Source organism: Micromonospora mangrovicola (assembly GCF_047200535.1).
In the GTDB taxonomy this organism is placed as follows: Bacteria; Actinomycetota; Actinomycetes; order Mycobacteriales; family Micromonosporaceae; genus Micromonospora.
On the sequence record NZ_JBJZOG010000027.1, the window covers coordinates 48,257 to 72,344 of the forward strand.

Consider the following 24,088-nt stretch of genomic DNA (forward strand, 5'->3'; position numbering starts at 1 on the left):
GGACGGGCCGCCCCGATCGTCCCGGGGCGGCCCGTCCGGCAGCACTCACTCCGACGGCGGGGTGAAGGTCGAGGTACGGGTCATCCCGGCCGCCCGGCCCTTGGCCGCGATCACCAGCGCCATCTTGCGGGACGCCTCGTCGATCATCTCGTCGCCGAGCATCACCGCGCCGAGCTTCCCGCCCGCCTCGGAGGTGTACCAGTCGTACGCGTCCAGGATCAGCTCGGCGTGGTCGTAGTCGGCCTGGGCCGGGGAGTAGACCTCGTTGGCCGCGTCGATCTGGCCGGGGTGCAGCACCCACTTGCCGTCGAAGCCCAGCGCCGCCGAGCGCTTGGCCACCTCACGGAACGCGTCCACGTCCCGGATCTGCAGGAACGGGCCGTCGATGGCCTGCTTGTCGTGCATCCGGGCGGCCATCAGGATGCGCATCAGGATGTAGTGGTACGGGTCGCCCGGGTAGTCCGGGATCAGCGCGCCGACCACCAGCGACTTCATGTTGATCGAGGCCATGAAGTCGGCCGGGCCGAAGATGATCGTCTCGACCCGCGGCGAGGCGCCCGCGATCGCGTCGACGTTCACCAGGCCGGCCGCGTTCTCGATCTGCGCCTCGATGCCGATTCGGCCGATCTCCAGGCCGAGGGTTTTCTCGATCTGCGTGAGCGTCAGGTCGAGCCACTGCACCTGCGCGGCGTTCTGCACCTTCGGCAGCATGATGCAGTCCAGGTTGGCCCCGGCGCCCTCGACGACCTCGATCACGTCCCGGTAGGTCCACGGCGTGGTCAGGTCGTTGACCCGGACCACGCGGGTCTTGCCGGCCCAGCCGCCCTCGTTCAGCGCGGCGACGATGTTCTTGCGGGCGTCCGGCTTCGCCAGCGGGGCGACGGCGTCCTCCAGGTCGAGGAAGACCTGGTCGGCGGGGAGGCCCTGGGCCTTGCCGAGCATCTTGACGCTGGAGCCGGGTACCGCGAGGCAGGACCGGCGGGGGCGACCGACAGCGGTCATGGTGCGCTCCTTCCAGCGTCCGGCGGGGCCGGCGCGAAAAGTTTCAGAAATCGAGAACTTAACGATCCCAAAGGGCGTTGTGACGCCACGGTAACCTCGTGCCGTGACCGGGGTGAATGGACCTGTGGAAGATCTCACTGAGCGTCGGATCGTGGTGGTGACCGGGGCCAGCTCGGGCATCGGGCTGGCCGCGGCGGTCGACCTGGCCACCCGGGGTGACCAGGTGGTCCTGGTCGGGCGGGACCCGGCCCGGCTGCAGGCCGCCGGGGACCGGGTCCGGGAGGCCAGCGGCGAGCGCCCGGAACTGTTCCGCGCCGACTTCGCCGTGCTGGACGACGTCCGCCGGCTCGCCGAGAAGCTGCGCGCCGCGTACGACCGGATCGACGTGCTGGCCAACAACGCGGGGGCGATCGTGCTCCAGCCGGTCACCACGGTGGACGGCTTCGAACTCAGCATCCAGGCCAACCACCTCGCTCCCTTCCTGCTCAGCAACCTGCTGCGGGACCGGATCGGCCGGATGGTGGTGACCGCCTCGGGCGCCCACCGCAGCGGCGTCCTCGACCCCGCCGACCTGAACGCGACGCTGCGCGACTTCCGGGCGTACCGGGCGTACGGCACCAGCAAGCAGGCGAACATCCTGTTCACCGCCGAAGCCGCCCGCCGCTGGCCCGACGTGCCGGCGTACTCGTTCCACCCGGGGGTGGTGCGCACCCGGTTCGGCGCGGACAGTCCGCTGGTCTCGCTGGGCATGCGGCTGCTGCCCTTCCGCAGCCCGGAGAAGGGCGCGGAGACGCTGGTCTGGCTGGCCAACCAGGATCCGTCCCGGCTCACCTCGGGTGGCTACTACTACGACCGCCGCCCGCGCCGGCCGCTCGCCAAGGCCCGCGACCCGCAACTGGCCGCCCGGCTCTGGACGGCCAGCGCGCAGGCCGTCGGCGTCGACGCCTGAGCGCTGCGCCGGCCCCACCGGCGGGCGACGCCGCTGGGATACTCCGCCACATGACCGAGCACGAGGGAGCGCGGCTGCACATCGGCGGCGCGGACGACGACCTGGCCGCCCGGATCGACCGGGAGCTGACCGCGTTCAACAACGCCGCCACCGGCGCCGACGACGAGGCCGATCTGACGGTACGGGTGGTCGACCCCGACGGCGAGCTGGTGGCCGGACTGACCGGCTGGACGTGGGGCGGCCGAGCCGGGATCAACACCGTCTGGGTGCGGGACGACCGTCGCCGCGCGGGCTGGGGCGGCCGGCTGCTGCGGGCCGCCGAGGAGGAGGCCCGGCAGCGTGGCTGCACCGAGATCTCGGTGGCGTCGTTCTCGTTCCAGGCGCCCGCGTTCTACCGTCGGCACGGCTACACCGACACCGGCATCCGGGACGGTGTCCCGGGCGGCCACGTCGACCACCACTTCTGGAAATCGCTGGTCGACGACCCGGCGGGTGTGGTCCGGCTGGTCGCGCTGGTGGACCTGAGCGCCGACGCCGAGGCCGGTCGACGGTACGAGGACGCGGTGCTGGCCCTGCTCGGGCGGCACGGCGGCCGGCTGGAGCGGCGACTGCGTACCGGCGACGGCCGGACCGAGGTGCACGTGATCCGGTTCGCCGCACGGGCCGGCTACGACGGATTCATGGCCGACCCCGAGCGCGTCGCGCTCCGTGCCGGGCTCGGCGATGCCGCCCCCACCACCCAGGTCCTGGAGGTCCGCGACGTCTGACTGTCCGGCTGGCCGGCATCGAGTGGGATCTGACGGCGGGAATGAATGATGACCGCGAACTCATTCATCGTGAAAATCGATGAGAGAAATGCAATTCGCAGACGCATGGCTCTACGCTTCAAAATCCGGTACCTCATCTTCGACCGATCGGGGTGGCCATGCGACCGGAAGAAGCACTGGACAGGCTGCAATTTCGGATGCTGCGGGCCGCGGTGGAGGCGGTGCAGGCGATGTTGTTCTTTGCCACCGTCTCGATCACTGCGGGCAGCGTCGCGTGGGCTTGGCTGAGTCATGCCGGGGGCGACGTTGACGCCACCGGATGGGCAGTGGCCGGCGGGGGTGCCCTGAGTTCCGGCGCCTTCGGTTACCTGGCTGGGCGGCGGAGGCGACGAACCGAGCGAGGCGACTTCGTGATCGAACAACTGGAAGGGCTACTGACGGTCAGTGGGGTGAGCGACCATCAGCGGTACGACTATGTCCGCCGACAGCGGATCCGCGCTGGCCGGAACGGATTCCGCCTCGTACCGATCCGCTCCCACTGGAGCGCCCGTAGCCGCTGTCCGAGCACGCCGGAATGCCTTTACGCAGATCAGTTGTTGCTGGACGGCCGGACGCCGGAAGAGGACGGCCGGATTCGTCGCTGGATCTACCTGCACCGGCCGATCGGCAGGGGATACCGGGTGTGGGTCGGCCTTCGCCACACCTTTTCCGACGACGGTGGACGAATGCAGCCCTACTACCGGGAAAGCGGGGAGGAACAACGGGTCGACCGGCTCATCGTCCGGCTCCGGTTCACCTGGGACCGGGTGCCGTTGGAGGTGGTCGGGGTGCGGTGGAGCGCGCGGTCCCGCAGCAGCCGGCAGGAGACCGGTGAGGTGCCGTTCCAGAAGGTGCCCGGCCCGGACGGCTCGGTCGAGTACGTGGTGGACGTCCACAAACCCGACGGGCGCTGCGCGTACGGGCTCCGCTGGCGGTGGGCCGACGACAACATCCTGCCCGTCGACGCCATGAACTCCCGCACGGTCACCCGATCGGCGCCGATGACGGCGCCCGCCTTCGAATCTCTGTCAGCAGCACGTCGAGCGGGACGGTGGCCGGGGCCGGCGCCGGCAGCGCCAAGGTGACCGCGTACACACCGGCCGTATCCGCCCTGCACGCCCGCATCCGGGGCTGCGCTCTGCGTGAGAGCGGGGCGGTTCAGTCGCTGAGCGGCGCCGGGTCGGCGGGCACGGCGACCGGCGGGGTACGGCGGCCGGCGCGGGCGCCGCCCAGGATGACGACCGCGACGCCGGCCAGCAGCAGCGCCAGCCCGGGCAGGGCGAGCGGGCGGGGCAGCTGGCCGAGCCAGACCCAGGCGATCAGGGCCGCCCCCGGCGCCTCCAACAGGATCAGCACGCTGACCGTGGTCGCCGAGACGCGGTGCAGGGCGTAGTTGAACATCGAGTGGCCGAGCAGCTGGGCACCGGCCACCAGGCCGAGGACGGCCAGCCAGGTACGCAGGTCGTAGCCGTGCAGGCGCACCCCGCCGAGCAGGCAGACCACCAGCAGGACCGCCGCGCAGACCCCGTAGCAGATCGTGGTGTACGTGGTGGTGCTGATGGTGGCCCGGGCCCGCTCGCCGAAGGCGGTGTAGACGGCGGCGCACATGCCGCCGGCCACGGCGAGCAGGTCACCGGCGAAGGCCCGGCCGGACACGGTGAAGTCGGCGCCGGTGGCCAGCGCCGCGCCGAGCACGGCGACCCCGATGCCGGCCCAGACCGCCACCGGCAGCCGCCGCCCCTGCCACCGGGCGATCAGCCCCTGCCAGACCGGCTGGGTGGCGACCAGCGCGGTGGCGGCGGCGACGGTGGTGAGCCGCACGCTCGGCATCCAGGTGGCGAAGTGCGCGGCCAGCGCCAGCCCGGACAGCACGCAGTACAGCCCCTCTCGACGGCCGGCGCCCACGGTCAGCGCGCGGAACTCCGCCCGTCGGCGGGCCAGCGAGAACGGGCCGAGCACGGCGACCGAGAGCAGGTTGCGCCAGAACGCGATGGCGAGCGCCGGCGCGGCGGCGAACGCGACCAGCGGGGCCGACGAGGACACGGCGGCGACGGCCAGCACGAGCGCGCCGACGGTCAGCGGGTCGAGCGGCCGGGGCGGAGTGGACGACACGGAGAGCAATCCTCACACGACCGGGGGACAGCACGGAACGTCAGCACCCGGTTACGATCATGCCCGTCCCGGCGACCCCTCGCCTCGACGTCCGGAGGCGCCCGCATGTCCAGGTACCAGGCGGTGCTGTTCGACTTCTTCGGCACGCTGACCCGTTGCGTCCAGCGGGGCTCCGCCCATCACGCCACCGCCGAGCTGCTCGGCTGTCCACCCGACACCCTGACCGAGGTGCTCGACCGCACCTACTACCAGCGCGCCAGCGGCCGGCTGGGCAATGCCGAGGCGACCCTGCGCTGGGTCTGCGAGCAGGCCGGCGTGCGTCCGTCCGACGGGGCGGTACGCGCCGCCGTCGCCTCCCGCCACCGGGCGGTTCGCGCCGACACGCGGCTGCGCGACGAGGCGGTGCCGGTGCTGGCCGCGCTGCGCCACCTGGGCGTACGCACCGGGCTGATCAGCGACTGCACCCACGAACTGCCGGCGTTCCTGCCCCAGCTCGCGATCGCGCCGCTGCTCGACGTACGCGTCTTTTCCGTGCAGGTGGGCCGCTGCAAGCCGGACCGCGCGCTCTACCTGGCCGCCTGCCGTCGGCTCGACCTCGCCCCGGCCGACTGCCTCTACGTCGGCGACGGCGGCAGCCAGGAGCTGACCGGCGCGGAACGGGCGGGCATGACAGCGGTCCGGCTCGCCGCGCCGGATCTGACCGACCACATGGTCTTCAACGCGGACCGGTCCTGGGACGGCCCGCTGCTGGCCTCACTGGCCGGGGTGCTCGACCTGGTCGATCCGGTCGCCGCCGCACCGCTCGCCGCCGCCTGGCCCGCCGGGTCCGCTCAGCGGCGACGGACCTTGTGCAGGCGGAACGGCCTGCGGGTGGCCCGCACCACCGGGGCCTCCCGGGGCGACTCGGCCAGCGACTCCGCCGGCAGCCCGGTGCCGGCGACGGGGGTACCGGCCGGGGCCAGCCGGTTGACCGCGCAGCCCTCGGCGACCCAGCGGGCGACCAGGTCGGCGGCCGGGCCGTGAGCGTTCAGCCGCTTCGCCGCGACCAGCGGCGCGGCGGTCTCCCACTCCTCGGTGCCCGGTCGCAGCCGGGTCACCCGGGCCGGCCAGGTGACGATCCGGCCGCCGTGGTCGCCGCGCAGGGTCACGTCCGCCGCCTCCGTGTCGGCCAGTCCGGGCGCGGACTGCTCGCCGGGGCCGGTGACCACCAGGAGCGCACCGTCGGCCGGCAGGCACCACAGCGCGTACGCCGGTCCGCCGCCGACGCTCACCCAGCAGACGGCGGCCTTCTTCACCGCCTCGTCAACCAGGGGCGTGGTGACCCGCTCGTCCACCTCGTCAGTCACTCCGGCATCCTCCCGCATTCCGGTTCGCCCCGGGCGGAACACGTCCTCCGTCGCACGCTACCGCGCGGACGGCTGCCCTTTGACGCCGAGTCGGTGTGGCCGGCATCCGCTCGTCGCCCCCCTTTCAAGCTGATGTCGCAAACGATTCACCAGCCGGTACGGAGGGCAGGCGTCACCACGGCAGGGCCGGCGCCACCAGCGCGAGGCCGGCACCGCCACGGCCGGCGCCACCTCGGCGGGGCCGGATGCTCGGGCGGTGCCACGAACCTGGCGGCATGAAGCGCCCGGGGACCGGGCCGCCGGGCCGGCCGATGTCGCAGACGACTCAACTTCAAAGCGAGCGGAACAGTGGACGCCGGGCCGGTCGACCGGGGCTCCCGTCGGCCGACGACCCACGGGTGCCGCTGCTCAGCCCACGAAGGGTGGGACGGCGATCTCGCCCCGCGCCACCGGCATGACCTGCCCGGTGACCGTCGCGCCGACAGCCACCCCGCCGGCGGCCGTCACCATGCAGGCCAGCGTCGACGGCCGGTGGATCTCGACGCCCTGGCGGATCACGTACTCGGCGCGCCCCTCGCCGGGCAGCAGCCCGCTGGCGACCAGCCACACGCCCAGCCCGAGGCCGGCGGAGCCGGTGGCGGGGTCCTCCGGCACGCCGAGCCCCGGCACGAAGACCCGGGCGTGCGCGGTTTGCGATCCGGCGTCCCAGGAGAAAACGCTCACGTGCTCCACTCCGTACCGCTCCGCCGCCGCGGCGTTCACCTTGGCACGGGCCACCGCATCCGGGCGTACCGGCAGGTAGGGGAACTCCAGGCCGCAGCCGGCGACCCGGGGCGCCGGACCGGCATGGTCGGCGGCGGTGAGGCCGACCATCTCCAGCAGCGGCTCCGGGTCCAGCTCGGGACCGAGGGTGGGAGTGCCGCCGGTGAGCGTCGCACCGGTGGCGGTCACCTCGATCGGCAGCACGCCGGCGCCGCACTCCTGGGTGACCCCGCCCAGCTCGAACAGCCCACGTCGAACAGCCGTCACCGCGGCACCGACACTCGGGTGCCCGGCGAACGGCAGCTCCGCGGCCGGGGTGAAGATCCGCGCCCGGTAGGTCGCGCCGACCTGGGTCGGCGGCAGCACGAACACCGTCTCGGACAGGTTGAACTCGAGCGCGAGCGACTGCATCTGCTCGGTGGCCAGCCCTTCGGCGCCGAACACCACGGCCAGCGGGTTGCCGGCGAAGGGGCGATCGGTGAAGACGTCCACGATCTCGTAGGCCAGGGTCGACATGTTGATAAACACTAGGCCCTTAGGCTGGTGCCCGTGAGCACGCCGAACCGGGTCTACATCGCTCGACTCGCCGGAGTCGCCGTCTTCGACCCGAACGGCGACCAGGTCGGCCGGGTCCGCGACGCGGTCGCCCGGATGCGCCCGACCCAGCGCCCGCCGGAGGTGGTGGGACTGGTCGCGGAGATGCCGATGCGGCGACGCATCTTCCTGTCCATCAACCGGATCACCTCCATCGACTCGGACGCCGTCGTGCTCGGCAGCGGCACCCTCAACCTGCGCCGGTTCGAGAAGCGCCCGAACGAGGTGCTGGTGCTCCAGGAGCTGCTGGACCGTCGGGTCCAGCTGGACACCGGGCAGTCCGGCTCGGTGGTCGACGTGGCGATGGAGTGCAGCCGGGGCGGCGAGTGGTCGCTGACCCGGGTCGCCGTCCGTGAGCAGACCAGCCGGCTCACCCGCCGCGGCCACCTGCACCAGGTCGAGTGGGACCGGGTCCGCGGCCTGGGCAGCTTCGGTGACGCCCGGGGTACGGCCAACCTGCTCGCCGTGCTGGAGGACATGCGCCCGGCCGACCTGGCCAACGCGCTGCAGGACCTGCCCGACGCCCGGCGCAACGAGGTCGCGGCGGCGCTGGACGACGAGCGTCTCGCCGACGTGCTCAGCGAGCTGCCCGAGCACGACCAGGTGGAGATCCTGGCCGCGCTGGACCGGGAGCGCGCCGCCGACGTGCTGGAGGAGATGGATCCGGACGACGCGGCCGACCTGCTCAACGAGCTGCCGCCGCCGGAGCAGGACGTGCTGCTCGACCTGATGGAACCGGACGAGGCCAACCCGGTACGCCAGCTCCTCCGCTACGCCTCCGGCACCGCCGGCAGCGTGATGACCTCCGAGCCGGTGATCCTGCCGCCGGACGCCACGGTGGCCGAGGCCCTCGCGCGGATCCGGGAGCCGCAGCTCTCCCCGGCGGTGGCCGCGCAGGTCTTCGTCGCCCGCGCCCCGCTCACCACGCCGACCGGCCGGTACCTGGGCATGGTGCACTTCCAGCGGCTGCTCCGCGAACCGCCGGCCGACCTGCTCGGCGGGGTCGTGGTCAACGACATCGACCCGCTCCGGCCGACCACCCCGCTGCCCGAGATCACCCGCCGGATGGCCACCTACGACCTGGTGGCCATGCCAGTGGTGGACCGGAACAACCGGCTGGTCGGCGCGGTGACCGTCGACGACGTGCTGGACCACTCGCTGCCGCGGGACTGGCGGGACCGGGACGCGGTGCCGACCACGGCCCCCGCCGGCACGGAGACCATGGACCGCGCCGATGGCTGACCAGCGACGACCCGAGCGGCTGGACCAGCCGCGGGCACCCCGGGGCCTGCGCCTCCCCCGGATCGACCAGGAAACCTTCGGCCGGGTGTCCGAGGGCATCGCCCGGAGCATGGGTACGGCGAACTTCCTCGTCTACATGACCCTGTTCCTCGCCGCCTGGTTCCTCTGGAACACCCTCGCCCCGGCGAACCTGCGGTTCGACCCGTACACCTTCACCTTCCTGACGCTGGTGCTCTCCCTCCAGGCGTCGTACGCGGCCCCGCTGATCCTGCTCGCGCAGAACCGGCAGGCCGACCGGGACCGGGTGGCGCTGGAGGAGGACCGACGGCGGGCCACGATGCAGAAGGCCGACACGGAGTACCTGGCGCGGGAGATCGCCGCGCTGCGCATCGCGATGGGTGAGGTGGCCACCCGGGACTTCCTCCGCTCGGAGCTGGCCCGGCTGGCCGAGGAGCTGGACGAGGCGGCGGAGCGCCGGCGGAAGCTGGAGCGGAAGCAGCAGGATCTCGAGGCCCGGCGGCAGGCCGGCGGCGAGCCGCTCGACGAGCCCCGCGACGACCTGGACGGCGACTACGCCCACGACGGGCGGTTCGAGAGCTGAACCCGGACGGAAACTATTGAACGCCGCGCGCCTCAAGGGGCCAGGCGAGCGGCGTTCGCCTCGAATCGTCCCACTTCGCGGCACGAGCCGTCCAGCCCTCGGCTGGTGCCATCGATTCGCTCACACCACCCCCGGCCAGCGGCGGCCACCGATGACCACCGACGTAGCATTGCGGGCATGTCAGCACCCGTCAGCACCGTCTCCGACGCGATCCAGGCCGCGCTGGCCACCGTCAACGACCCGGAGATCCGCCGGCCGATCACCGAGCTCGGCATGGTCCGTTCCGCCGAGGTCGGCGACGACGGCGTCGTCCGCGTCGAGCTGCTGCTCACCGTGGCCGGCTGCCCGCTGAAGGACAAGCTGCGAACCGACATCACCGCCGCCGTGGGCGCGGTGCCCGGGGTGGCCGGCGTCGAGATCGAGTTCGGCGTGATGAGCCCGGAACAGCGCCAGGAGCTGCAGGCGAAGCTGCGCGGCGGCGGGGCCAACGCCGAGCCGGTGATCCCGTTCGCCCAGCCCGGCTCCCGCACCCGGGTGTACGCGGTCGCCAGCGGCAAGGGCGGCGTGGGCAAGTCCAGCGTCACGGTCAACCTGGCCGCCGCGCTGGCCGCCCGCGGCCTCTCGGTCGGCGTGGTCGACGCGGACATCTACGGCCACTCGGTGCCCCGGATGCTCGGCGCGGAGGGTGCCCCGACCCGGGTCGAGGACATGATCATGCCGCCGCAGTCGCACGGCGTGAAGGTCATCTCGATCGGCATGTTCACCCCGGGCAACGCGGCCGTCGTCTGGCGCGGCCCGATGCTGCACCGGGCGCTGCAGCAGTTCCTCGCCGACGTCTACTGGGGCGACCTGGACGTACTCCTGCTGGACCTGCCCCCGGGCACCGGCGACATCGCGATCTCGGTGGCCCAGCTGCTGCCGAACGCGGAGATCCTGGTCGTCACCACCCCGCAGGCGGCTGCCGCCGAGGTGGCCGAGCGGGCCGGCGCGATCGCCCTGCAGACCCACCAGCGGGTGGTCGGCGTCATCGAGAACATGTCCTGGCTGGAGCTGCCGGACGGTTCCCGGATGGAGGTCTTCGGCGCGGGCGGTGGGGAGGCCGTCGCCGAGTCGCTGACCCGGACCATCGGCGCGCAGGTGCCGGTGCTGGGACAGGTTCCGCTGGACACCCGGGTCCGTGAGGGCGGCGACGCCGGCGCCCCGATCGTGCTGGCCCAGCCGGACGCTCCGGCCGCCAAGGCGCTGATCCAGGTCGCCGACCGTCTGGCGGTGCGCCGCGAGTCCCTCCTCGGCAAGCCCCTGGGTCTCAAGCCCTCCGGCCGCTGACCCCGGGGCACGTCCCCAAGATCCACCCTGATTCACCGAATGAGTGGCCATTCCAGGTGGAATGGCCACTCATTCTCCGTTCTGGTGACTTCCAGGGCGGAGGAGGCGGCGGGTCAGGTGGCGTCGTCGTAGCTGGGGCGGGGGGCCGGTGCGGGGGCCGCGGTGCCGCCGGTGGCGGTGGCCGGGCGGTTGCCGTTGGTTCGCACGTCGGCCGCCTTGGCGACGCCCTTCAGGTTCTCGTGCACGCCGGAGATGTCCTGGCGCAGGTTGTCGTACATGCCCTGCAACGGCTTCCGGATTGCCTGCTCGTCCTCCTCGCTGAGCAGGTGCTTCCGGATGAAGGCCTTCGGGTGCAGATCCTCCAGCTGGATGTCGGTGCCCAGTTCCCGGCTCAGGTCACCGGTGGCGTTGCGGGCCATGGCGCGCAGGTTGCGGACCATCCGCAGGCCGTCGTTGATGACGGCGGGCAACCGGTCACCGAAGATCAACAGAGCCAGAAGCAGCAGCGCGCCGATCTCCCACCAGTTCAGGTTGTCGAGCACTCCGGCCTCCTCGTGCGTGTCACGCCCAGACTACGCACGTCACAGCGCGATGCGGGAGGGGGTGACCGCCGCTCACTTCGCGTCTGCGGCGAGGGTCACGGACGCGCTCTGCCGGGCCGACCCCCGCCGGTACTCGACCGTCACCACCGAGCCGGGTGCGTACTTGCGGACCAGGGCGACCAGGTCGGTCGGCTCGGTCATCGGATGACCGTTCAGCCGCAGCACCACGTCACCGGCCTTGAGCCCGGCCGCCGCCGCCGGACCGGCGGGCTCCACCGAGTTGAGGCGTACGCCGGTGCCGCTGGCCGCGCCGGTGCCGCCGACCTGGGCGCCGATCACGGTACGCCGGGCCCGGCCGGTGCCGATGATGTCCTGGGTGACGCGTTTGGCCTGGTTGATGGGGATGGCGAAGGCGAGCCCGATGTTGCCGGCGTCCTGCCCGTCGGCGACCAGCGACTTGATCGTCGAGTTCACCCCGATCACCCGGCCGGCGCCGTCGACCAGCGGGCCGCCGGAGTTGCCGTGGTTGACCGCCGCGTCGGTCTGGATCGCCGCGTAGTAGCGCGTCGGGCCGCCCGGCTCCCCGGCCTGCATGGTCCGGTCCAGGGCGCTGACGATGCCGGCGGTGACCGTGTTGGCCAGGGAGAGCGGCGAACCGATGGCGAGCACCGGGTCGCCGACCGCGAGCGCGTCCGAGTCACCGAACTCCACCGGCTTCAGCCCGGTACGCGCCACCTTGATCACCGCGATGTCCGACTCCGGGTCCTGCCCCACCACCGTGCCGGGTGCCGTGATGCCGTCGCTGAAGATCACCGTGGCCTTGCCGGGCCCCCCGGAAACCACGTGGTCGTTGGTGACGATGTGCCCGTCGGCGCTGACCACGAAGCCCGAGCCCTCGCTGGTGCCACCGATGCTGTAGACCCGGACGGTCACCACGCTGGGCAGCACCTTCTCGGCGACGCCGGCCAGTGACTCGGGCTTGCGCTGGGCGAGCGCCGGGGCCTGCGCCGACTGCGCGCCGAGGGTGGGGACGTCGCTCCCGCCGCGCAGGAAGGCGTACGTCAGGGCGCTGCCGAGCGAGCCGGCCAGCAACGCGGTGATCAGGGAGATCAGCACCACCTGCCGGACTCCCGACCGGCCCGGGGCGTCCGGGTCGGCGACCGGCTCGGGCTCGCCGCCGCCGGCCGGCGCCGCCGGCACCACCACCGCGGCGGGCGCGTACGGATCCCGCCAGGGGTCGGCCAGCGCGTCGGACCACCAGGGTGAGCTGCCGCCGCCGGCGCCCTGCGGCGGGTCGCCGGGCGCCGGCCGTCCCGCCGGTGCCGGCCCCCCGCCGGGCTGGCGCCAGTCCCAGCCGTCGGTCACGTCGGTGCCTCCCACTCCGTCCCGCGTGTCCCGTGCCGGGCACCGGCGGAGCCGGCCGACCGTGACACACGGGGCACGTCCAGGATTGCACGGATGCCACGGGTGGAGTCAGGGGTTGCCCGCCGTGATCGTTCCGGAGCCGACTCGCGGCTGCGCGCAGCCCGGGCCGCCTCTAGGCTCATACCGCCAACCGACCCCTCGCACCACTCCCGCCGCCCGGAGGTGTCCCATCGCCACGGTCGCCAGTTCCGGCAACTCGACGGCCCAGGCGCTCCAGTTCGCCGAGTCGTACGTCACCGAGGACCTCGTGCTGCGGACCGCCCGCAGCCTGGCCCGCGAGGTCGGCGTGGACGCCGTCACCCCGGGGGCCGGGGCCGCGCTGCGGCTGCTCGCCGCCGCCGGCAACGCCCGGGCGGTGGTGGAGATCGGCACCGGCACCGGGGTCAGCGGCGTGTGGCTGCTGCGCGGTATGCGCCCGGACGGCGTGCTCACCACCATCGACGTGGAGGTGGAGCACCAGCGGATCGCCCGGCGGCTCTTCCTGGAGGCGGGCTTCCCGTCGGGGCGTACCCGGATCATCACCGGCCGGGCCCTCGACGTGCTGCCGCGCCTCGCGGACGGCGCCTACGACCTGGTTTTCGTCGACGCCGAGGCGACCACCTTCACCGCCTGCGTGGACGCCGCGCTGCGGCTGCTGCGCCCGGGCGGGGTGCTCGCGCTCAACGGCGCCCTCGCGGGCGGCCGGATCGGCGACCCGGCCGCCCGCGACGTGGCGACGGTCACCGTCCGGGAAACCATCAAGGCGGTGCGGGAGTCGGAGCACTGGATCCCGGCGCTGCTGCCGGTCGGGCACGGCCTGCTGGCCGCCGTGAAGGGCTGACCCGGCGCCGGCCCCGCCGGGCGACGGCTCCAGGCTGCGGCGCGGCGGGGCGCCGCGCCGCAGCCGTCGCCCTGACAGTCAGCCCAGCGTCGCCAGCCAGCGCAGCAGCCCGCGTACGCCCCAGCCGGTGGCGCCCTTGGTCAGCTCCGCGTGCGTGTCCTCCGACCAGGAGGGGGCGGACATGTCCACGTGCACCCAGCGGTCCCGCAGCTCGCCGGTGAACTCGCGGAGGAACAGCGCCGCCACCACCGAGCCGGCACCCCGGGCCGGGGAGCTGTGCAGGTCGGCGATGTCGCTACCGAGGTACTCGACGTAGTCGGCGGCCAACGGCATCCGCCAGGCCCGTTCGCCGGCCGCCTCGATCGCCGTGAGCAGGTCGGCGGCGAGCTGGTCGTTCTCGCTGTAGAGGGCGCCGTGCCGCTTGCCCAGCGCCACCGCGTTCGCGCCGGTCAGCGTGGCCAGGTCGACCAGCAGGTCGGGCTTGATTTCCCGCACCGCGTACGCCATGGCGTCGGCGAGCACCAGCCGGCCCTCGGCGTCGGAGTTGGTGGTCTCGCTGGTCAGGCCGCCGTAGTGGCGGACGATGTCACCCGGGCGGAACGCCGAGCCGCTGACCATGTTCTCGGCGAGCGGCGCGAGCGTGGTGACCCGGACCGGCAGCCGGAGCGCGGCGGCGCCCAGGGTCGCGGCGACCACCGCGGCCGCGCCGGCCATGTCCTTGCGCATCAGCTTCATCGCCGGCACCGGCTTGATCGAGATGCCGCCGGTGTCGAAGGTGATGCCCTTGCCGACCAGCACAACGTGGGTACGCGCGTCCGCCGGCCGCCAGTCCAGCTCGACCAGGCGGGGTCCGCTGGCCGAACCGCCGCCGACGGCGAGGATCCCGCCGAAGCCCTCGGCCGCCAGCTCCTCGGGCTCGCGTACCCGCAGGTGCAGGTCGGGGTGCTCGGCGGCGGCGGCCTCGATCCGCGCGGCGAACCAGGCCGGGTTCTTGACCGAGGAGGGGGTGTTGGTCAGGTCGCGGGCCAGCCGGGTCATCTCCGCGGTGGTCCGCGCCGCGTCGAGCGTGGGGGCGAGGCCCTCCGGGTCGCCAACCACGAGATCCACCTCGGCCAGCGCGGGCGCGCCGCCGGTCTCGGTCAGCCGGTACCGGTAGGACCCGAGCAGCAGCCCTTCGGTCAGGCCGCGCAGCGCCGCCTGGTCGCCGGCCGGCAGCACGACTGTGACCTGCGCCTCATCCTGGGCGGCTCGGGCCAGCGCCGCTCCCGCCGTCCGCCAGCTCTGCTCGTCGCCCGCGCCGACGCCGAGGAGCACCAGCCGTCCCGGGGTGCCGCCGGGACGCAGGTGCTCCCGGACCTCGCCTGCGGCCCCGCTGAGCCGGGCGGCGGGGATCAGCGCGGTCGCCTCCGCCTGGAGGTCGTCGGCGGGCGGCGAGGCGGTCGGGACCAGCGTGGCCGGGGCATCCGACCCTTCGTTACGGACGGGCAGGACGAGGGTGTCGAGCCGCTCGGGCTCGCTCACCAGACGGATGGCCAGCACGCTGGACCGCACCTCCGAAAAGTACTCAAAACAGGGCAATTCGCCACAACCAGGGCCGATGAAGACCCTGAGCCACCGACAGAGCCGGTGGCTCAGGGACGTACGAGCGGTCCGCACGGCACGTTCGCGCGGACCGCTCGTCGATCAGCCGACGGCCGCCTTCAGCGCGTCACCCAGCGCGGTGGCCTCGTCGGGAGTCATCTCGACGACGAGCCGGCCACCACCCTCCAGCGGGACCCGCATGACGATGCCCCGGCCCTCCTTGGTGACTTCCAGCGGACCGTCGCCCGTCCGCGGCTTCATCGCCGCCATGTTGTCTCCCCTCAGACCTACACCAGGGTTGGTGGGTTGCCCCACAGCCACTCCGCCATGACCACCCGCAACCACCACGGGGGCCTCGACCCATGATTTTCCCTGATGAACACCGCCGGACCCAAACCGAAGCAGCATTGATGTAACAGCATCTAGCTTATCTTGGATAGGCCTGTCACAATGTGCGGTCATGCAGGCACGGTCGGCACTCTTCGACCTGTACGGCGACCATCTCCGGGCGAGGGGTGGACGCGCACCGGTCGCCGCCCTGGTCAAGCTGTTGGCGCCGCTCGGGATCGCACCTCCGGCAGTACGCACGGCGGTGTCCCGGATGGTCCGCCAGGGCTGGCTCGAACCCCTCCGGCTCGTCTCCGGCCCCGGCTATTCGATCACACCCAAAGCAGCCCGCCGACTCGATGAGGCGGCCGTCCGGATCTACCGGACCGGCCGGCACAGTTGGGACGGCCGGTTCGATCTGCTGGTGCTGGACGCCCCGGCCGCTCGCCGCGACCGGCAGCGGCTCGCCGCCAACCTGACCTTCCTCGGCTACGGCACGCTCGACGACTGCACCTGGGTGGCGACCCGGCCGGGTGAGGACGTGGACGTGCTGCTCGCCGAGGCGGGCGTGCGCTACGAGCGGTTCACCGCCGCGCACGCCGCCGGGACACCCGGCGCGATGGGCGTGGTCCGCCGCGCCTGGGACCTGGCCGAGATCGGCCGCGCGTACGAACGGTTCGTCGCCGAGCAGAAGCCGCTGCTGTCCGGCGTCACCGTCCGCAGCAGCGACGAAGAGGCGTACGCGGCCCGGTTCCGGCTGGTGCACGCGTGGCGTACCTTCCTCTTCCGGGACCCGCAGCTGCCCCCGGCGCTGCTTCCCGAGCGCTGGCCGGGCACCAGCGCCGCCAGTTTCTTCGACCGGCACGCGGCCCGGCTCCGGCCGGCCGCCGACCGGTACGTCGAGCTGTGTCTCGACGCCAGCCACCGCCTCGCCCGACAGAAGGGTCGTTAGAAACGTGACCGAGCCGCTGCTCGTCGACCGCACCGACGCCGTCGTCACCCTCACGCTGAACCGCCCGACGGCGATGAACTCGCTCGACGTGGCGCTCAAGGAGGCGCTCCGGGACACCCTGGCCGAGCTGGAGGCCGATCGGTCCTGCCGGGCGGTGGTGCTGGCCGGCGCGGGTGGCTCGTTCAGCGCCGGGCAGGACCTGCGGGAGCACGTGCAGACCCTCGAGTCCGCCGACGCCGACCCCCTCGCCACCGTGCGGGCCCACTACAACCCGATCGCCGCCCGGCTGGCCGACCTGCCCAAGCCGGTGATCGCCGCGGTCCGGGGCATGGCCGCCGGGGCGGGCGCCTCGCTGGCGTTCCTGGCCGACTTCCGGATCGGCGGGCCGAAGACCCGCTTCCTGATGGCCTTCGCCGGGGTCGGGCTCGCCGCCGACACCGGCGCGTCCTGGACGCTGCCCCGGCTGGTCGGCCACGCCAAGGCCGTCGAGCTGCTGATGCTCGCCGAACCGGTGGGCGCCGAGGAGGCACGCCGGCTGGGCCTGCTCACCCGGCTGGTCGACGACGACGAGCAGGTGCTGCCCGCCGCGCAGGAGCTGGCCGCCCGGCTCGCCGCCGGCCCCACCGTCGCGTACGGGGCGATCAAGCGGCAGCTCTCCATCGCCGACGCCGGCACCCTCGCCGACGCCCTGGCCGCCGAGGCCCAGGCCCAGTCGATCTGCGGTGCCACCGCGGACCACAGATCCGCCACGATGGCCTTCGTCAACAAGCAGAAGCCGGTCTTCGAGGGCCGCTGACCCCTCACGCGCTCCCCTGGCCCCCGCTGATTCACGGAAAGAGTGGCCATCCGGTGCCGGATGGCCACTCTTTCCGTGAACGAGGGCGCACGGCCGGGGCGGCGTGGGCGCGAACGATGAGGGCGGGGTCAGCGGGCTACGTAGCCGCCGTCGACGGGCAGGGTGTGCCCGGTGATCCAGGCGGCGTCGTCGGAGGCGAGGAAGGCCACCACGCCTGCGATGTCCTCCGGGGTGGGGATGCCGGGCATCGGGTTGAACGACTCCATCTGCCGGCGCATCTGCGCCGGGTCCGGCGCGCTGTCGATGAAGTGCTCCACCAGCGGGGTCATCACCACCGTCGGGGCCACCGCGTTGACCCGGACCCCGCGCGCCGCGTACTCGATCGCCGCCGACCGGGTCAGGCCGACGATCCCGGCCTTGGTGAAGGTGTACGGAGAGATGTTCTCCTGGGCGGCCAACGCGGTCGTCGACGAGGTGTTGACGACCACGCCCCCGCCGCCGCGCAGCAACGCCTGGATGCCGAACCGGAGGACGAAGAAGGCCCCGTCCCCGTTGACCCGGCGGACCTTCTCCCAGTTCTCCACGTCCATCTCGTGCAGCGACTGCTGCCTGCCGTCGATACCGGCGTTGTTGAAGATGACGTCGATCCGGCCGTAGCGCCGCACGGCGTCGGCGAAGGCCCGCTCCACGGCGGCCGCCTCACCGGTGTCCACGGTCACCGCGTACCCGTCGGGCAGGCCGCCGGCCACCCGCGCGGCGCCCTCGGCGTCGATGTCGGCGACCACCACCCTGGCGCCCTCGGCCGCGAACCGCCGGGCCGCCGCCGCACCGAGCCCGGACGCGCCGCCGGTGATGAACACGACCTTGTCCTGGAAGCGCATCCGACCCCCTCGCGCGGCCGGCCGGCACCGGCCCCTCCCGCACGTTAACCGGGCCGGGACGGGTCAGTCGTCCTCTTCCGGATCCTGGTTGGCCTCCACGCCGAGCACGAACGCCTGCATGGCCAGCTCGTCGCCGGACGGCGAGACGAAGGCCGGCAGCTCCCGCGGGCCCAGCTCCTGCACGTACGACCAGAAGAGCCGGACCGCCTCGGCCGGCGAGGCCGCCTCGATCGGCAGGTCGAGGCTGACCAGCCAGGACCGGCGGGCCGGCGGCGGGCCGAGCCGGGCGGCCAGCGCCCGCCAGACGGCCGGGTCGAGCCCGGTGAGCAGCCCGTCGAGGGCCAGCCCGCCGACCGCCACCGGCTCGTCGAGCACCCGCCGGGTGTACGTCACCACGAGCGCCCCCGGGCCCGCCTCGGACTGCGGGTCGTCCGGGTCCTCCCGGCTCTCGGCGGTGGTCAGGGCCACCCGGCCGAGGGCCACCAGCCGGAGCGGCTCCTCGACCAGCACCGCGACCGGATCACCGGGCCGGGGCCGGGCGACGCCGTCCAGCCCGGTCAGCTCCAGCGTGTCGTGATGGACCAGCCGCTCGGCCTCGTACCGCTCGGCCGGCAGCAGCACCGCCCAGGCGGCGGAGTCGTCCGACGACTCCAACTCGGCGCGTCTTCCGCCACGCCACGACCTGGAGCCGTCGGTGCCGCCGTCGATGGTTCCGCTCGAACGCAGCTCGGTGTCGGTCATGGTGCAATCCCATCACGCCGGGACGGCGTCGACGCCGTCGCGTCCGCCGCACGTCGCCCGGTTCACGCCCCGGACGGATTCCGGGCCACGTGGCAGCCGGCGAGGTGGTCGTCCACCATGCCGGTCGCCTGCATCAGCGCGTACGCGGTGGTCGGACCGACGAAACGGAAGCCCTGCTTCTTGAGGGCCTTGGCCATCGCGGTGGACTCGGCGGTGATCGCCGGCACCTCCCCGAACGAGCGCGGCCGGGCCGCCCGGGGTGACGGCGCGTACGACCAGAGCAGGGCGGAGAGGCCGGCGGGCAGTGCCAGGGCGGCCCGGGCGTTGGCGATGGCCGCCTCGACCTTGGCCCGGTTGCGCACGATGCCGGCATCGGCCAGCAGGCGGGCGACGTCGGCCTCGCCGTAGCCGGCGACCTTCTCGATCCGGAACTCGTCGAAGGCGAGCCGGAAGGCGGGTCGCTTGCGCAGAATGGTCAGCCAGGACAACCCGGACTGGAACGCCTCCAGGGTCAGCCGCTCGTAGAGCGCGTCGTCACCGCGCAGCGGCCGGCTCCACTCCTCGTCGTGGTAGACGGCGTAGTCCGGGGTGCTCGCCCCCCAGGCGCAGCGGGGCAGCCCGTCGGCGCCGGTCACCAGGTCAGTCACGGCGTACACGGTAGGCCAGCCCACCGACAACCGGCCACGACCGGGCTCAGGGCAGGCGGCCCTGCTCCACCAGCCGGGCGAACTTCTTCAGCGCCTGGGTCAGGCTGAACTTGGAGCCGGGCCAGAGCACCGGCCAGGCCACCCGGCCGGCAGCCCCGCCGGGCAGGTGGAACCACTCGTGCCAGACCACCTGGGTGCGGTCCCGCTCCATCGGGGTGCAGCGCAACACGCCCGGGCCGCGCAGCAGCTTGCCGCAGTGCACCACGCCGACCTCGTACGGGGCGTCCACCCGGACCACCCGCATCTCGTCCCGGAGGGCAGCCGGGCCGAGCGCGGTGACCGCCTCGACGAGGCTCCCCTCACCGCCGTCCCCCTCGACCACCCGGACGGTGGTGAGCGGGATCCAGTCGGACTGCCGCTCCCAGGCGGTCAGCGCCGCGAAGACCCGCTCGGCGGGGGCGTTGACCACCACCGTCGCGGTGACCTCGCCGGCACCGGGCTGGGCCGCCTCGGTGAAGTCGTCGACGCCCTCCGGCCCGGTCACGCCGACTCCGACCGGACCACCGCACCTCGCGTCCGGCCGCCGTCGCCCGGGTCGCGGTCGCCGCCGCCGGCGGTCCCGCCGGCCGGGCCGCCGGTCGGATCTTCACCGGCGTCGGTGGCGGGTCGGGCGTCAGGGTCGCCGGCAGCGGCGGTCCCGTCCGTCCCCGGTTGCCGGGCCAGCTCGGGCCCGGCCGTCGCGTCGACCGGGGTGGTCAGCGGGGCGACCGGAGCCTCCGGGCCGGCCGGCGCGGGCCGGTGGGCCAGGTCGGCGGGGAGGGACTTCTCGTCCTCGACGGCGGCGGCGGCGGGCGCCTCGGCCACGCCCGCCTCGGCGGTCAGCCCGTCGATCGCGGCGTCGGCCGTGGGGTCGTTGCCGGCCGGGGTACCGGCGGCCGGGCTCGCCCCGGCGGCCTCCTCCCGGGCCCGGCGCAGCGCGTCGGCCTCCTCGGCCCGGCCTTCGCGGAGCGCGGCGACCTCGGCCTCCAGCACGCCGATCAGCTCCGACTTGTAGCCGATGTCGTACGCGGCCCGGCGCATCGCCTGGTCGACCTGGGCCATCCGGTAGCCCCGCAGCGCGGTGTCGAAGCGCACCTCGGCGACGTCCGCCTCGTGCAGCGGCCGGCCACCCGGCAGGGGCACGGCCCGCCCGTCCGGCTCGGCCGGCACCAGGCCCGGATCGCGTCCGGAGACCAGCACCGTCACCCCGAACACCACCGCCGCGACGGTGAGCGCCACGACCAAGAGGAGCAGAACCTCACCCATGGGGAGATCGTGGCATGCGGGACGGCGCGGGGCGAGCCCTCCACCCGCTCCGATCATGATTCGAAACCGGGCGTACCGCCCGGGCCGGTCCGGGTGGGACCGGATAGCGTCGGGGAAGGCCGGCACCAGACCGGAGATCAGGAGGGCGGGCATGGCGGCGGAGCTGCGGCTCGGTGGACGGACCTTCTCCCCCGGCGAGCCGGTGGTGATGGCGATCGTCAACCGCACGCCGGACTCGTTCTTCGACCGGGGTGCCACCTTCGCCCAGGACACCGCTCTGCGCGCGGTGGAGCGTGCGGTCACCGAGGGCGCGGAGATCATCGACATCGGTGGGGTGAAGGCCGGGCCGGGCGACGAGGTCGACGTGGCCGAGGAGATCCGCCGGACGGTGGACACCATCGCCGCGGTCCGGGCCGCCTTCCCCGACGTGGTCATCTCGATCGACACCTGGCGGGCCGAGGTGGCGGTGGAGGCCGTGGCGGCCGGCGCCGACCTGCTCAACGACACCTGGTCGGGGGCGGATCCGGCGCTGGCCCGGGTCGCCGCCGAGACCGGCGCCGGGCTGGTCTGCTCGCACGCCGGCGGGCTGACCCCGCGGACCCGGCCGCACCGGGCCGCCTTCGACGACGTGGTGGCCGACGTGATCGCGACGGTGACCGGGCTCGCCGACCGCGCGGTCGCCCTCGGGGTACGCCCGGACGGGATCCTGATCGACCCGGCGCACGACTTCGGCAAGAACACCCGCCACTCGCTGGAGATCACCCGGCGGCTGGCGGAGCTCACCGGTACCGGCTGGCCGCTGCTGGTGGCCCTGTCGAACAAGGACTTCATCGGCGAGACGCTGGACCTGCCGGTGCCGGACCGGCTGGAGGGCACCCTCGCGGCCACCGCCGTGTCGGCCTGGCTCGGAGCCCGGGTGTTCCGCGCCCATCAGGTACGCGAAACCCGCCGGGTGCTCGACATGGTGGCCTCGATCAAGGGTGACCGGCCGCCGAGGTCGACCCGCCGCGGCCTGGCCTGATCGCGACAACGCCGGCGCGGCCGGCGGCCATGATTCGCCCTCCGCGCCGCCCGGCGGCGCTCCGGACCGAATGAGGGCCGGTCCGACGCCGCGCAGCGTCCTGGAGCCGTCGTCAGGTCCAGCGGAGGATGTTCTTGCGCCAGGCGTAGAGGATGCCGAGCGCCACCACGGCGACGAAGACCGCCATCTCGACGACGGTGGTCGCGCCGAACCCGGGCCGGTCGAAGACCAGCGCCCAGGGGAAGAGGAAGACCGCCTCGACCGCGAAGAGCACGTACAGGTACGCGTAGACGTAGTAGCGGATCTGCATCTGCGCCCAGTCGCCGCCGACCGGGTCGAGGCCGCACTCGTACGTGGACCGCTTGCCCCAGGGCTCAGCCGGACGGCCAGGACGTAACACCCGATTGGCCGAGAACGCAGTAACGAAAAAGAGGACGGCGGCGAGCAACAGGAGACCGAGCGTGGCGTACGAGCCGAGGTAACCGGTCACGGTCGGCAGCCTACCTTCCGACCGTGGAAGCGTCCCGGGCACGTTACGGATTTGTTTCCGGACGGGACTAGTGTCCCATGGCAACCGTTGCCAGATAATGAAACGTCGCTGAGCGTCACGGAGGACAGATGGCCCGCCCCCGCGTACGCCCCGCCCGGCGGGGCGTGCATCGACGTACCGCCGTGCTGTTCGCCCCCGCGCTGGCCGCCGGCCTCGTGGCGGCGGTCGCGGTCGCGCCCGGGTGGGCGACGGCCTCGACGGCGGTGACCGGGGTGGTCCGGGCGGCCACCGAGCCCGGCACCGAGCCGATCGACGCCACGCCGACGGTGTATCCGACCGCGACGGAGCCGACCACCGCGCCACCGACGGAGAGCGCACCCCCGGAGACCACGCCGCCGGCCCCGCCGACCACCGCCCCGGCGCCGACGACCACCGCCCCGGGAAACCCGGTGCCCACCACCACCGCGCCGACCACCACCGCGCCTCCGCCCCCCGCAGTCCCGCCCGCCCGGCCGGGCCCGGCCGGCGGGCGGCTCGGGGTACGGGTCACCACCGAGGACCTCTCGCTCCCGTCCGGCTACTGGAACGCCGACAGCACCGTGGCCACGCTGAGAGTGACCGTGACGAACACCGGCAGCGCCACCGAGGAGATCCGCCTCGGCTACACGTTGCCGGCCGGCCTGACCGACGCCGGCACCCCGGGCTGCGCCCCCGCGGGTGGCCGCAGCTACCGCTGCGGTGAGTGGGACGCGCCGCCGGGCAGCCGGTTCAGCAGCGCGATCCGGGTCCGCGTGGCCGGCAACGCCTGGAAGTCCATGCCGCTGAGCGGATCGGTCCAGGTGACCGGCCGCGCGCCGGGCGTCGCCGGCACGGCCATGGACGGCGAGGGCTTCGCGGTCCTCTTTCCGCCCGGCCCGCCGGCGCCCGGCATCTCGCTCCGTGCCGATGAGGTGGTCTTCGACATCAGCGGCGCCCCGACCGCCCTGACCGTACGCCTCGGCAACACCGGCAAGGTCGACGCCGCCGGGCGGGTCGACGTGGTCCTTCCCGAGGGGGTGGCCGCGACCGAGTTGCCGGACGGCTGCACCGTCATGGATCCGGAGCGCACCCGCTGCGACGTCGGCACCCTGGCGGCGGGGCGCACCACCGTGCTGCGACTTCCGGTGGCCGCCACACCGGAAGCCCAGCGCCGGGCCCCGTTGGCGGGCGCGGTCCTCGGTCGACTGGACCCGCGCAGCGGCCGGGACCAGCAGGTACAGCTGACCTTCCGGATCACCGCCGCCGCGGCGCTGGCCACGTCGCCCGCCGGCACACCCGTCCCGACCGGCTCCCAGGGCGTTCTCGCCGCCAGCGAGCAGCGGACCGGCGGGGACGGCGGGCTCGGCTCACCGCAGCGGATGGCGACCCTGCTGGTCATGACCTCCGGCCTGCTGGTGGTGCTCGCGCTGGCCCTGGCGACCAGCTCGCTGCGCCGCCGGATGAACGAGCCGACCGGCGGCGAGTGACCCGCCGGGACCGGCTCCGGCAGGGCCGTGATCTGGATTACGGGTCGCGGTACTAAACACCGCAAAGACGGGCATACAGCGGGCCGATCAGGTCCCATACGTCGGACCTCCACCAAGATGGCGCTAACGGCCCGACGTAGGCTCTGACGTGAGAAATGGAGCGGGCCGGGCCCAGGTAGACGGACGGCCGGCGGCAGCAGCACGTCAAGGAGGGCATGTGGCCGGGCAAGGCGGGGTCACCACACTGTTCAGCCGCCCCTGCGACGGCGCTGAGCGAAGCGAGGTGCGGGCGTGACCAAGCAGATCCGTCAACTC

General features: G+C 73.6%; 25 protein-coding genes and 1 pseudogene. 12 read left to right on the forward strand and 14 right to left on the reverse strand.

What is annotated here, in order from left to right:
* Nucleotides 1–45: 45 nt before the first annotated feature.
* Nucleotides 46–1,002 (reverse strand): HpcH/HpaI aldolase/citrate lyase family protein, encoded by a 957-nt coding sequence (locus ACL02O_RS13725; RefSeq protein ID WP_412818429.1) that lies wholly within the window; start codon nucleotides 1,000–1,002, stop codon nucleotides 46–48.
* 124 nt (nucleotides 1,003–1,126) lie between these two features.
* Here ACL02O_RS13725 and ACL02O_RS13730 point away from each other — a divergent pair, with 124 nt between their 5' ends.
* The 3 genes from ACL02O_RS13730 (at nucleotide 1,127) to ACL02O_RS13740 (ending at nucleotide 3,842) form a co-directional block, all read left to right on the forward strand.
* A complete protein-coding gene (locus tag ACL02O_RS13730) occupies nucleotides 1,127–1,951 on the forward strand; it encodes an SDR family NAD(P)-dependent oxidoreductase (protein WP_412818430.1) in 825 nt (274 codons plus the stop codon).
* Between the two features lie 50 nt (nucleotides 1,952–2,001).
* Complete coding sequence (locus ACL02O_RS13735) at nucleotides 2,002–2,718, forward strand: GNAT family N-acetyltransferase (RefSeq protein ID WP_412818431.1); 717 nt, start codon at nucleotides 2,002–2,004, stop codon at nucleotides 2,716–2,718.
* A 158-nt stretch (nucleotides 2,719–2,876) separates the two neighbouring features.
* On the forward strand, nucleotides 2,877–3,842 hold the full coding sequence (locus tag ACL02O_RS13740) for a hypothetical protein (RefSeq protein ID WP_412818432.1): 966 nt from the start codon (nucleotides 2,877–2,879) through the stop codon (nucleotides 3,840–3,842).
* Between the two features lie 73 nt (nucleotides 3,843–3,915).
* On the opposite strand, the gene ACL02O_RS13745 is transcribed toward ACL02O_RS13740, so the two are convergent.
* Nucleotides 3,916–4,878 carry a DMT family transporter gene (locus tag ACL02O_RS13745; RefSeq protein ID WP_412818433.1) on the reverse strand — a complete coding sequence of 321 codons (963 nt, stop codon included), beginning with the start codon at nucleotides 4,876–4,878 and terminating at the stop codon, nucleotides 3,916–3,918.
* Between the two features lie 96 nt (nucleotides 4,879–4,974).
* Here ACL02O_RS13745 and ACL02O_RS13750 point away from each other — a divergent pair.
* Nucleotides 4,975–5,667, forward strand: a pseudogene (locus ACL02O_RS13750) (HAD family hydrolase); the annotation flags it as partial.
* A gap of 32 nt (nucleotides 5,668–5,699) precedes the next feature.
* On the opposite strand, the gene ACL02O_RS13755 reads toward ACL02O_RS13750, so the two are convergent.
* Complete coding sequence (locus ACL02O_RS13755) at nucleotides 5,700–6,233, reverse strand: hypothetical protein (protein WP_412818434.1); 534 nt, start codon at nucleotides 6,231–6,233, stop codon at nucleotides 5,700–5,702.
* Between the two features lie 390 nt (nucleotides 6,234–6,623).
* Nucleotides 6,624–7,493, reverse strand: coding sequence for a PhzF family phenazine biosynthesis protein (locus ACL02O_RS13760; protein ID WP_412818435.1), 870 nt, complete (start codon nucleotides 7,491–7,493; stop codon nucleotides 6,624–6,626).
* Nucleotides 7,494–7,526: 33 nt separating this feature from the next.
* Between ACL02O_RS13760 and ACL02O_RS13765 the strand changes: the two genes are divergently transcribed.
* From ACL02O_RS13765 to ACL02O_RS13775, 3 genes are all read left to right on the forward strand, one after another.
* The gene (locus tag ACL02O_RS13765) at nucleotides 7,527–8,813 is read left to right on the forward strand and encodes a magnesium transporter MgtE N-terminal domain-containing protein (RefSeq protein WP_412818436.1); all 1,287 of its coding nucleotides are present in this window, start codon (nucleotides 7,527–7,529) and stop codon (nucleotides 8,811–8,813) included.
* Nucleotides 8,806–9,414 (forward strand): DUF1003 domain-containing protein, encoded by a 609-nt coding sequence (locus ACL02O_RS13770; protein WP_412818437.1) that lies wholly within the window; start codon nucleotides 8,806–8,808, stop codon nucleotides 9,412–9,414. Before ACL02O_RS13765 ends, ACL02O_RS13770 begins: the two co-directional genes overlap by 8 nt.
* 177 nt (nucleotides 9,415–9,591) lie before the next feature.
* On the forward strand, nucleotides 9,592–10,740 hold the full coding sequence (locus tag ACL02O_RS13775) for an Mrp/NBP35 family ATP-binding protein (RefSeq protein ID WP_412818438.1): 1,149 nt from the start codon (nucleotides 9,592–9,594) through the stop codon (nucleotides 10,738–10,740).
* 113 nt (nucleotides 10,741–10,853) lie between these two features.
* On the opposite strand, the gene ACL02O_RS13780 is transcribed toward ACL02O_RS13775, so the two are convergent.
* Nucleotides 10,854–11,282, reverse strand: coding sequence for a Sec-independent protein translocase family protein (locus ACL02O_RS13780; protein ID WP_412818439.1), 429 nt, complete (start codon nucleotides 11,280–11,282; stop codon nucleotides 10,854–10,856).
* A 72-nt stretch (nucleotides 11,283–11,354) separates the two neighbouring features.
* Nucleotides 11,355–12,662: a S1C family serine protease gene (locus ACL02O_RS13785; protein WP_412818440.1), complete on the reverse strand. Its 1,308-nt coding sequence runs from the start codon at nucleotides 12,660–12,662 to the stop codon at nucleotides 11,355–11,357.
* 214 nt (nucleotides 12,663–12,876) lie between these two features.
* Between ACL02O_RS13785 and ACL02O_RS13790 the strand changes: the two genes are divergently transcribed.
* The gene (locus tag ACL02O_RS13790) at nucleotides 12,877–13,527 is read left to right on the forward strand and encodes an O-methyltransferase (protein ID WP_412818454.1); all 651 of its coding nucleotides are present in this window, start codon (nucleotides 12,877–12,879) and stop codon (nucleotides 13,525–13,527) included.
* Nucleotides 13,528–13,605: 78 nt separating this feature from the next.
* Here ACL02O_RS13790 and ACL02O_RS13795 read toward each other — a convergent pair whose 3' ends face one another.
* Both ACL02O_RS13795 and ACL02O_RS13800 read right to left on the reverse strand, forming a co-directional pair.
* The gene (locus ACL02O_RS13795; protein WP_412818455.1) at nucleotides 13,606–15,066 is read right to left on the reverse strand and encodes a leucyl aminopeptidase family protein; all 1,461 of its coding nucleotides are present in this window, start codon (nucleotides 15,064–15,066) and stop codon (nucleotides 13,606–13,608) included.
* Between the two features lie 144 nt (nucleotides 15,067–15,210).
* Complete coding sequence (locus ACL02O_RS13800) at nucleotides 15,211–15,378, reverse strand: DUF3117 domain-containing protein (RefSeq protein WP_203990634.1); 168 nt, start codon at nucleotides 15,376–15,378, stop codon at nucleotides 15,211–15,213.
* A 190-nt stretch (nucleotides 15,379–15,568) separates the two neighbouring features.
* Here ACL02O_RS13800 and ACL02O_RS13805 point away from each other — a divergent pair, with 190 nt between their 5' ends.
* A complete protein-coding gene (locus tag ACL02O_RS13805; RefSeq protein WP_412818441.1) occupies nucleotides 15,569–16,387 on the forward strand; it encodes a PaaX family transcriptional regulator in 819 nt (272 codons plus the stop codon).
* Between the two features lie 4 nt (nucleotides 16,388–16,391).
* On the forward strand, nucleotides 16,392–17,183 hold the full coding sequence (locus tag ACL02O_RS13810) for an enoyl-CoA hydratase/isomerase family protein (protein WP_412818442.1): 792 nt from the start codon (nucleotides 16,392–16,394) through the stop codon (nucleotides 17,181–17,183).
* Between the two features lie 128 nt (nucleotides 17,184–17,311).
* Here ACL02O_RS13810 and ACL02O_RS13815 read toward each other — a convergent pair whose 3' ends face one another.
* The 5 genes from ACL02O_RS13815 to ACL02O_RS13835 form a co-directional block, all read right to left on the reverse strand.
* On the reverse strand, nucleotides 17,312–18,064 hold the full coding sequence (locus ACL02O_RS13815; protein ID WP_412818443.1) for an SDR family NAD(P)-dependent oxidoreductase: 753 nt from the start codon (nucleotides 18,062–18,064) through the stop codon (nucleotides 17,312–17,314).
* A gap of 63 nt (nucleotides 18,065–18,127) precedes the next feature.
* On the reverse strand, nucleotides 18,128–18,805 hold the full coding sequence (locus tag ACL02O_RS13820; RefSeq protein ID WP_412818444.1) for a hypothetical protein: 678 nt from the start codon (nucleotides 18,803–18,805) through the stop codon (nucleotides 18,128–18,130).
* A 62-nt stretch (nucleotides 18,806–18,867) separates the two neighbouring features.
* A complete protein-coding gene (locus ACL02O_RS13825) occupies nucleotides 18,868–19,452 on the reverse strand; it encodes a DNA-3-methyladenine glycosylase I (RefSeq protein WP_412818445.1) in 585 nt (194 codons plus the stop codon).
* A 46-nt stretch (nucleotides 19,453–19,498) separates the two neighbouring features.
* A complete protein-coding gene (locus ACL02O_RS13830; protein WP_412818446.1) occupies nucleotides 19,499–19,996 on the reverse strand; it encodes an SRPBCC family protein in 498 nt (165 codons plus the stop codon).
* Nucleotides 19,993–20,757, reverse strand: coding sequence for a DivIVA domain-containing protein (locus tag ACL02O_RS13835; RefSeq protein WP_412818447.1), 765 nt, complete (start codon nucleotides 20,755–20,757; stop codon nucleotides 19,993–19,995). The genes ACL02O_RS13830 and ACL02O_RS13835 overlap by 4 nt, the downstream gene beginning before the upstream one ends.
* Before the next feature lie 151 nt (nucleotides 20,758–20,908).
* On the opposite strand from ACL02O_RS13835, the gene folP reads away from it, so the two are divergent.
* Entirely contained in the window at nucleotides 20,909–21,778 is an 870-nt protein-coding gene (gene folP / locus ACL02O_RS13840) for a dihydropteroate synthase (protein WP_412818448.1), read from the forward strand.
* Between the two features lie 112 nt (nucleotides 21,779–21,890).
* Here folP and ndhC read toward each other — a convergent pair whose 3' ends face one another.
* A complete protein-coding gene (ndhC, locus tag ACL02O_RS13845; protein WP_412818449.1) occupies nucleotides 21,891–22,268 on the reverse strand; it encodes an NADH-quinone oxidoreductase subunit A in 378 nt (125 codons plus the stop codon).
* 128 nt (nucleotides 22,269–22,396) lie between these two features.
* Here ndhC and ACL02O_RS13850 point away from each other — a divergent pair, with 128 nt between their 5' ends.
* Entirely contained in the window at nucleotides 22,397–23,773 is a 1,377-nt protein-coding gene (locus ACL02O_RS13850; RefSeq protein WP_412818450.1) for a hypothetical protein, read from the forward strand.
* The last annotated feature ends 315 nt before the right edge of the window (nucleotides 23,774–24,088 follow it).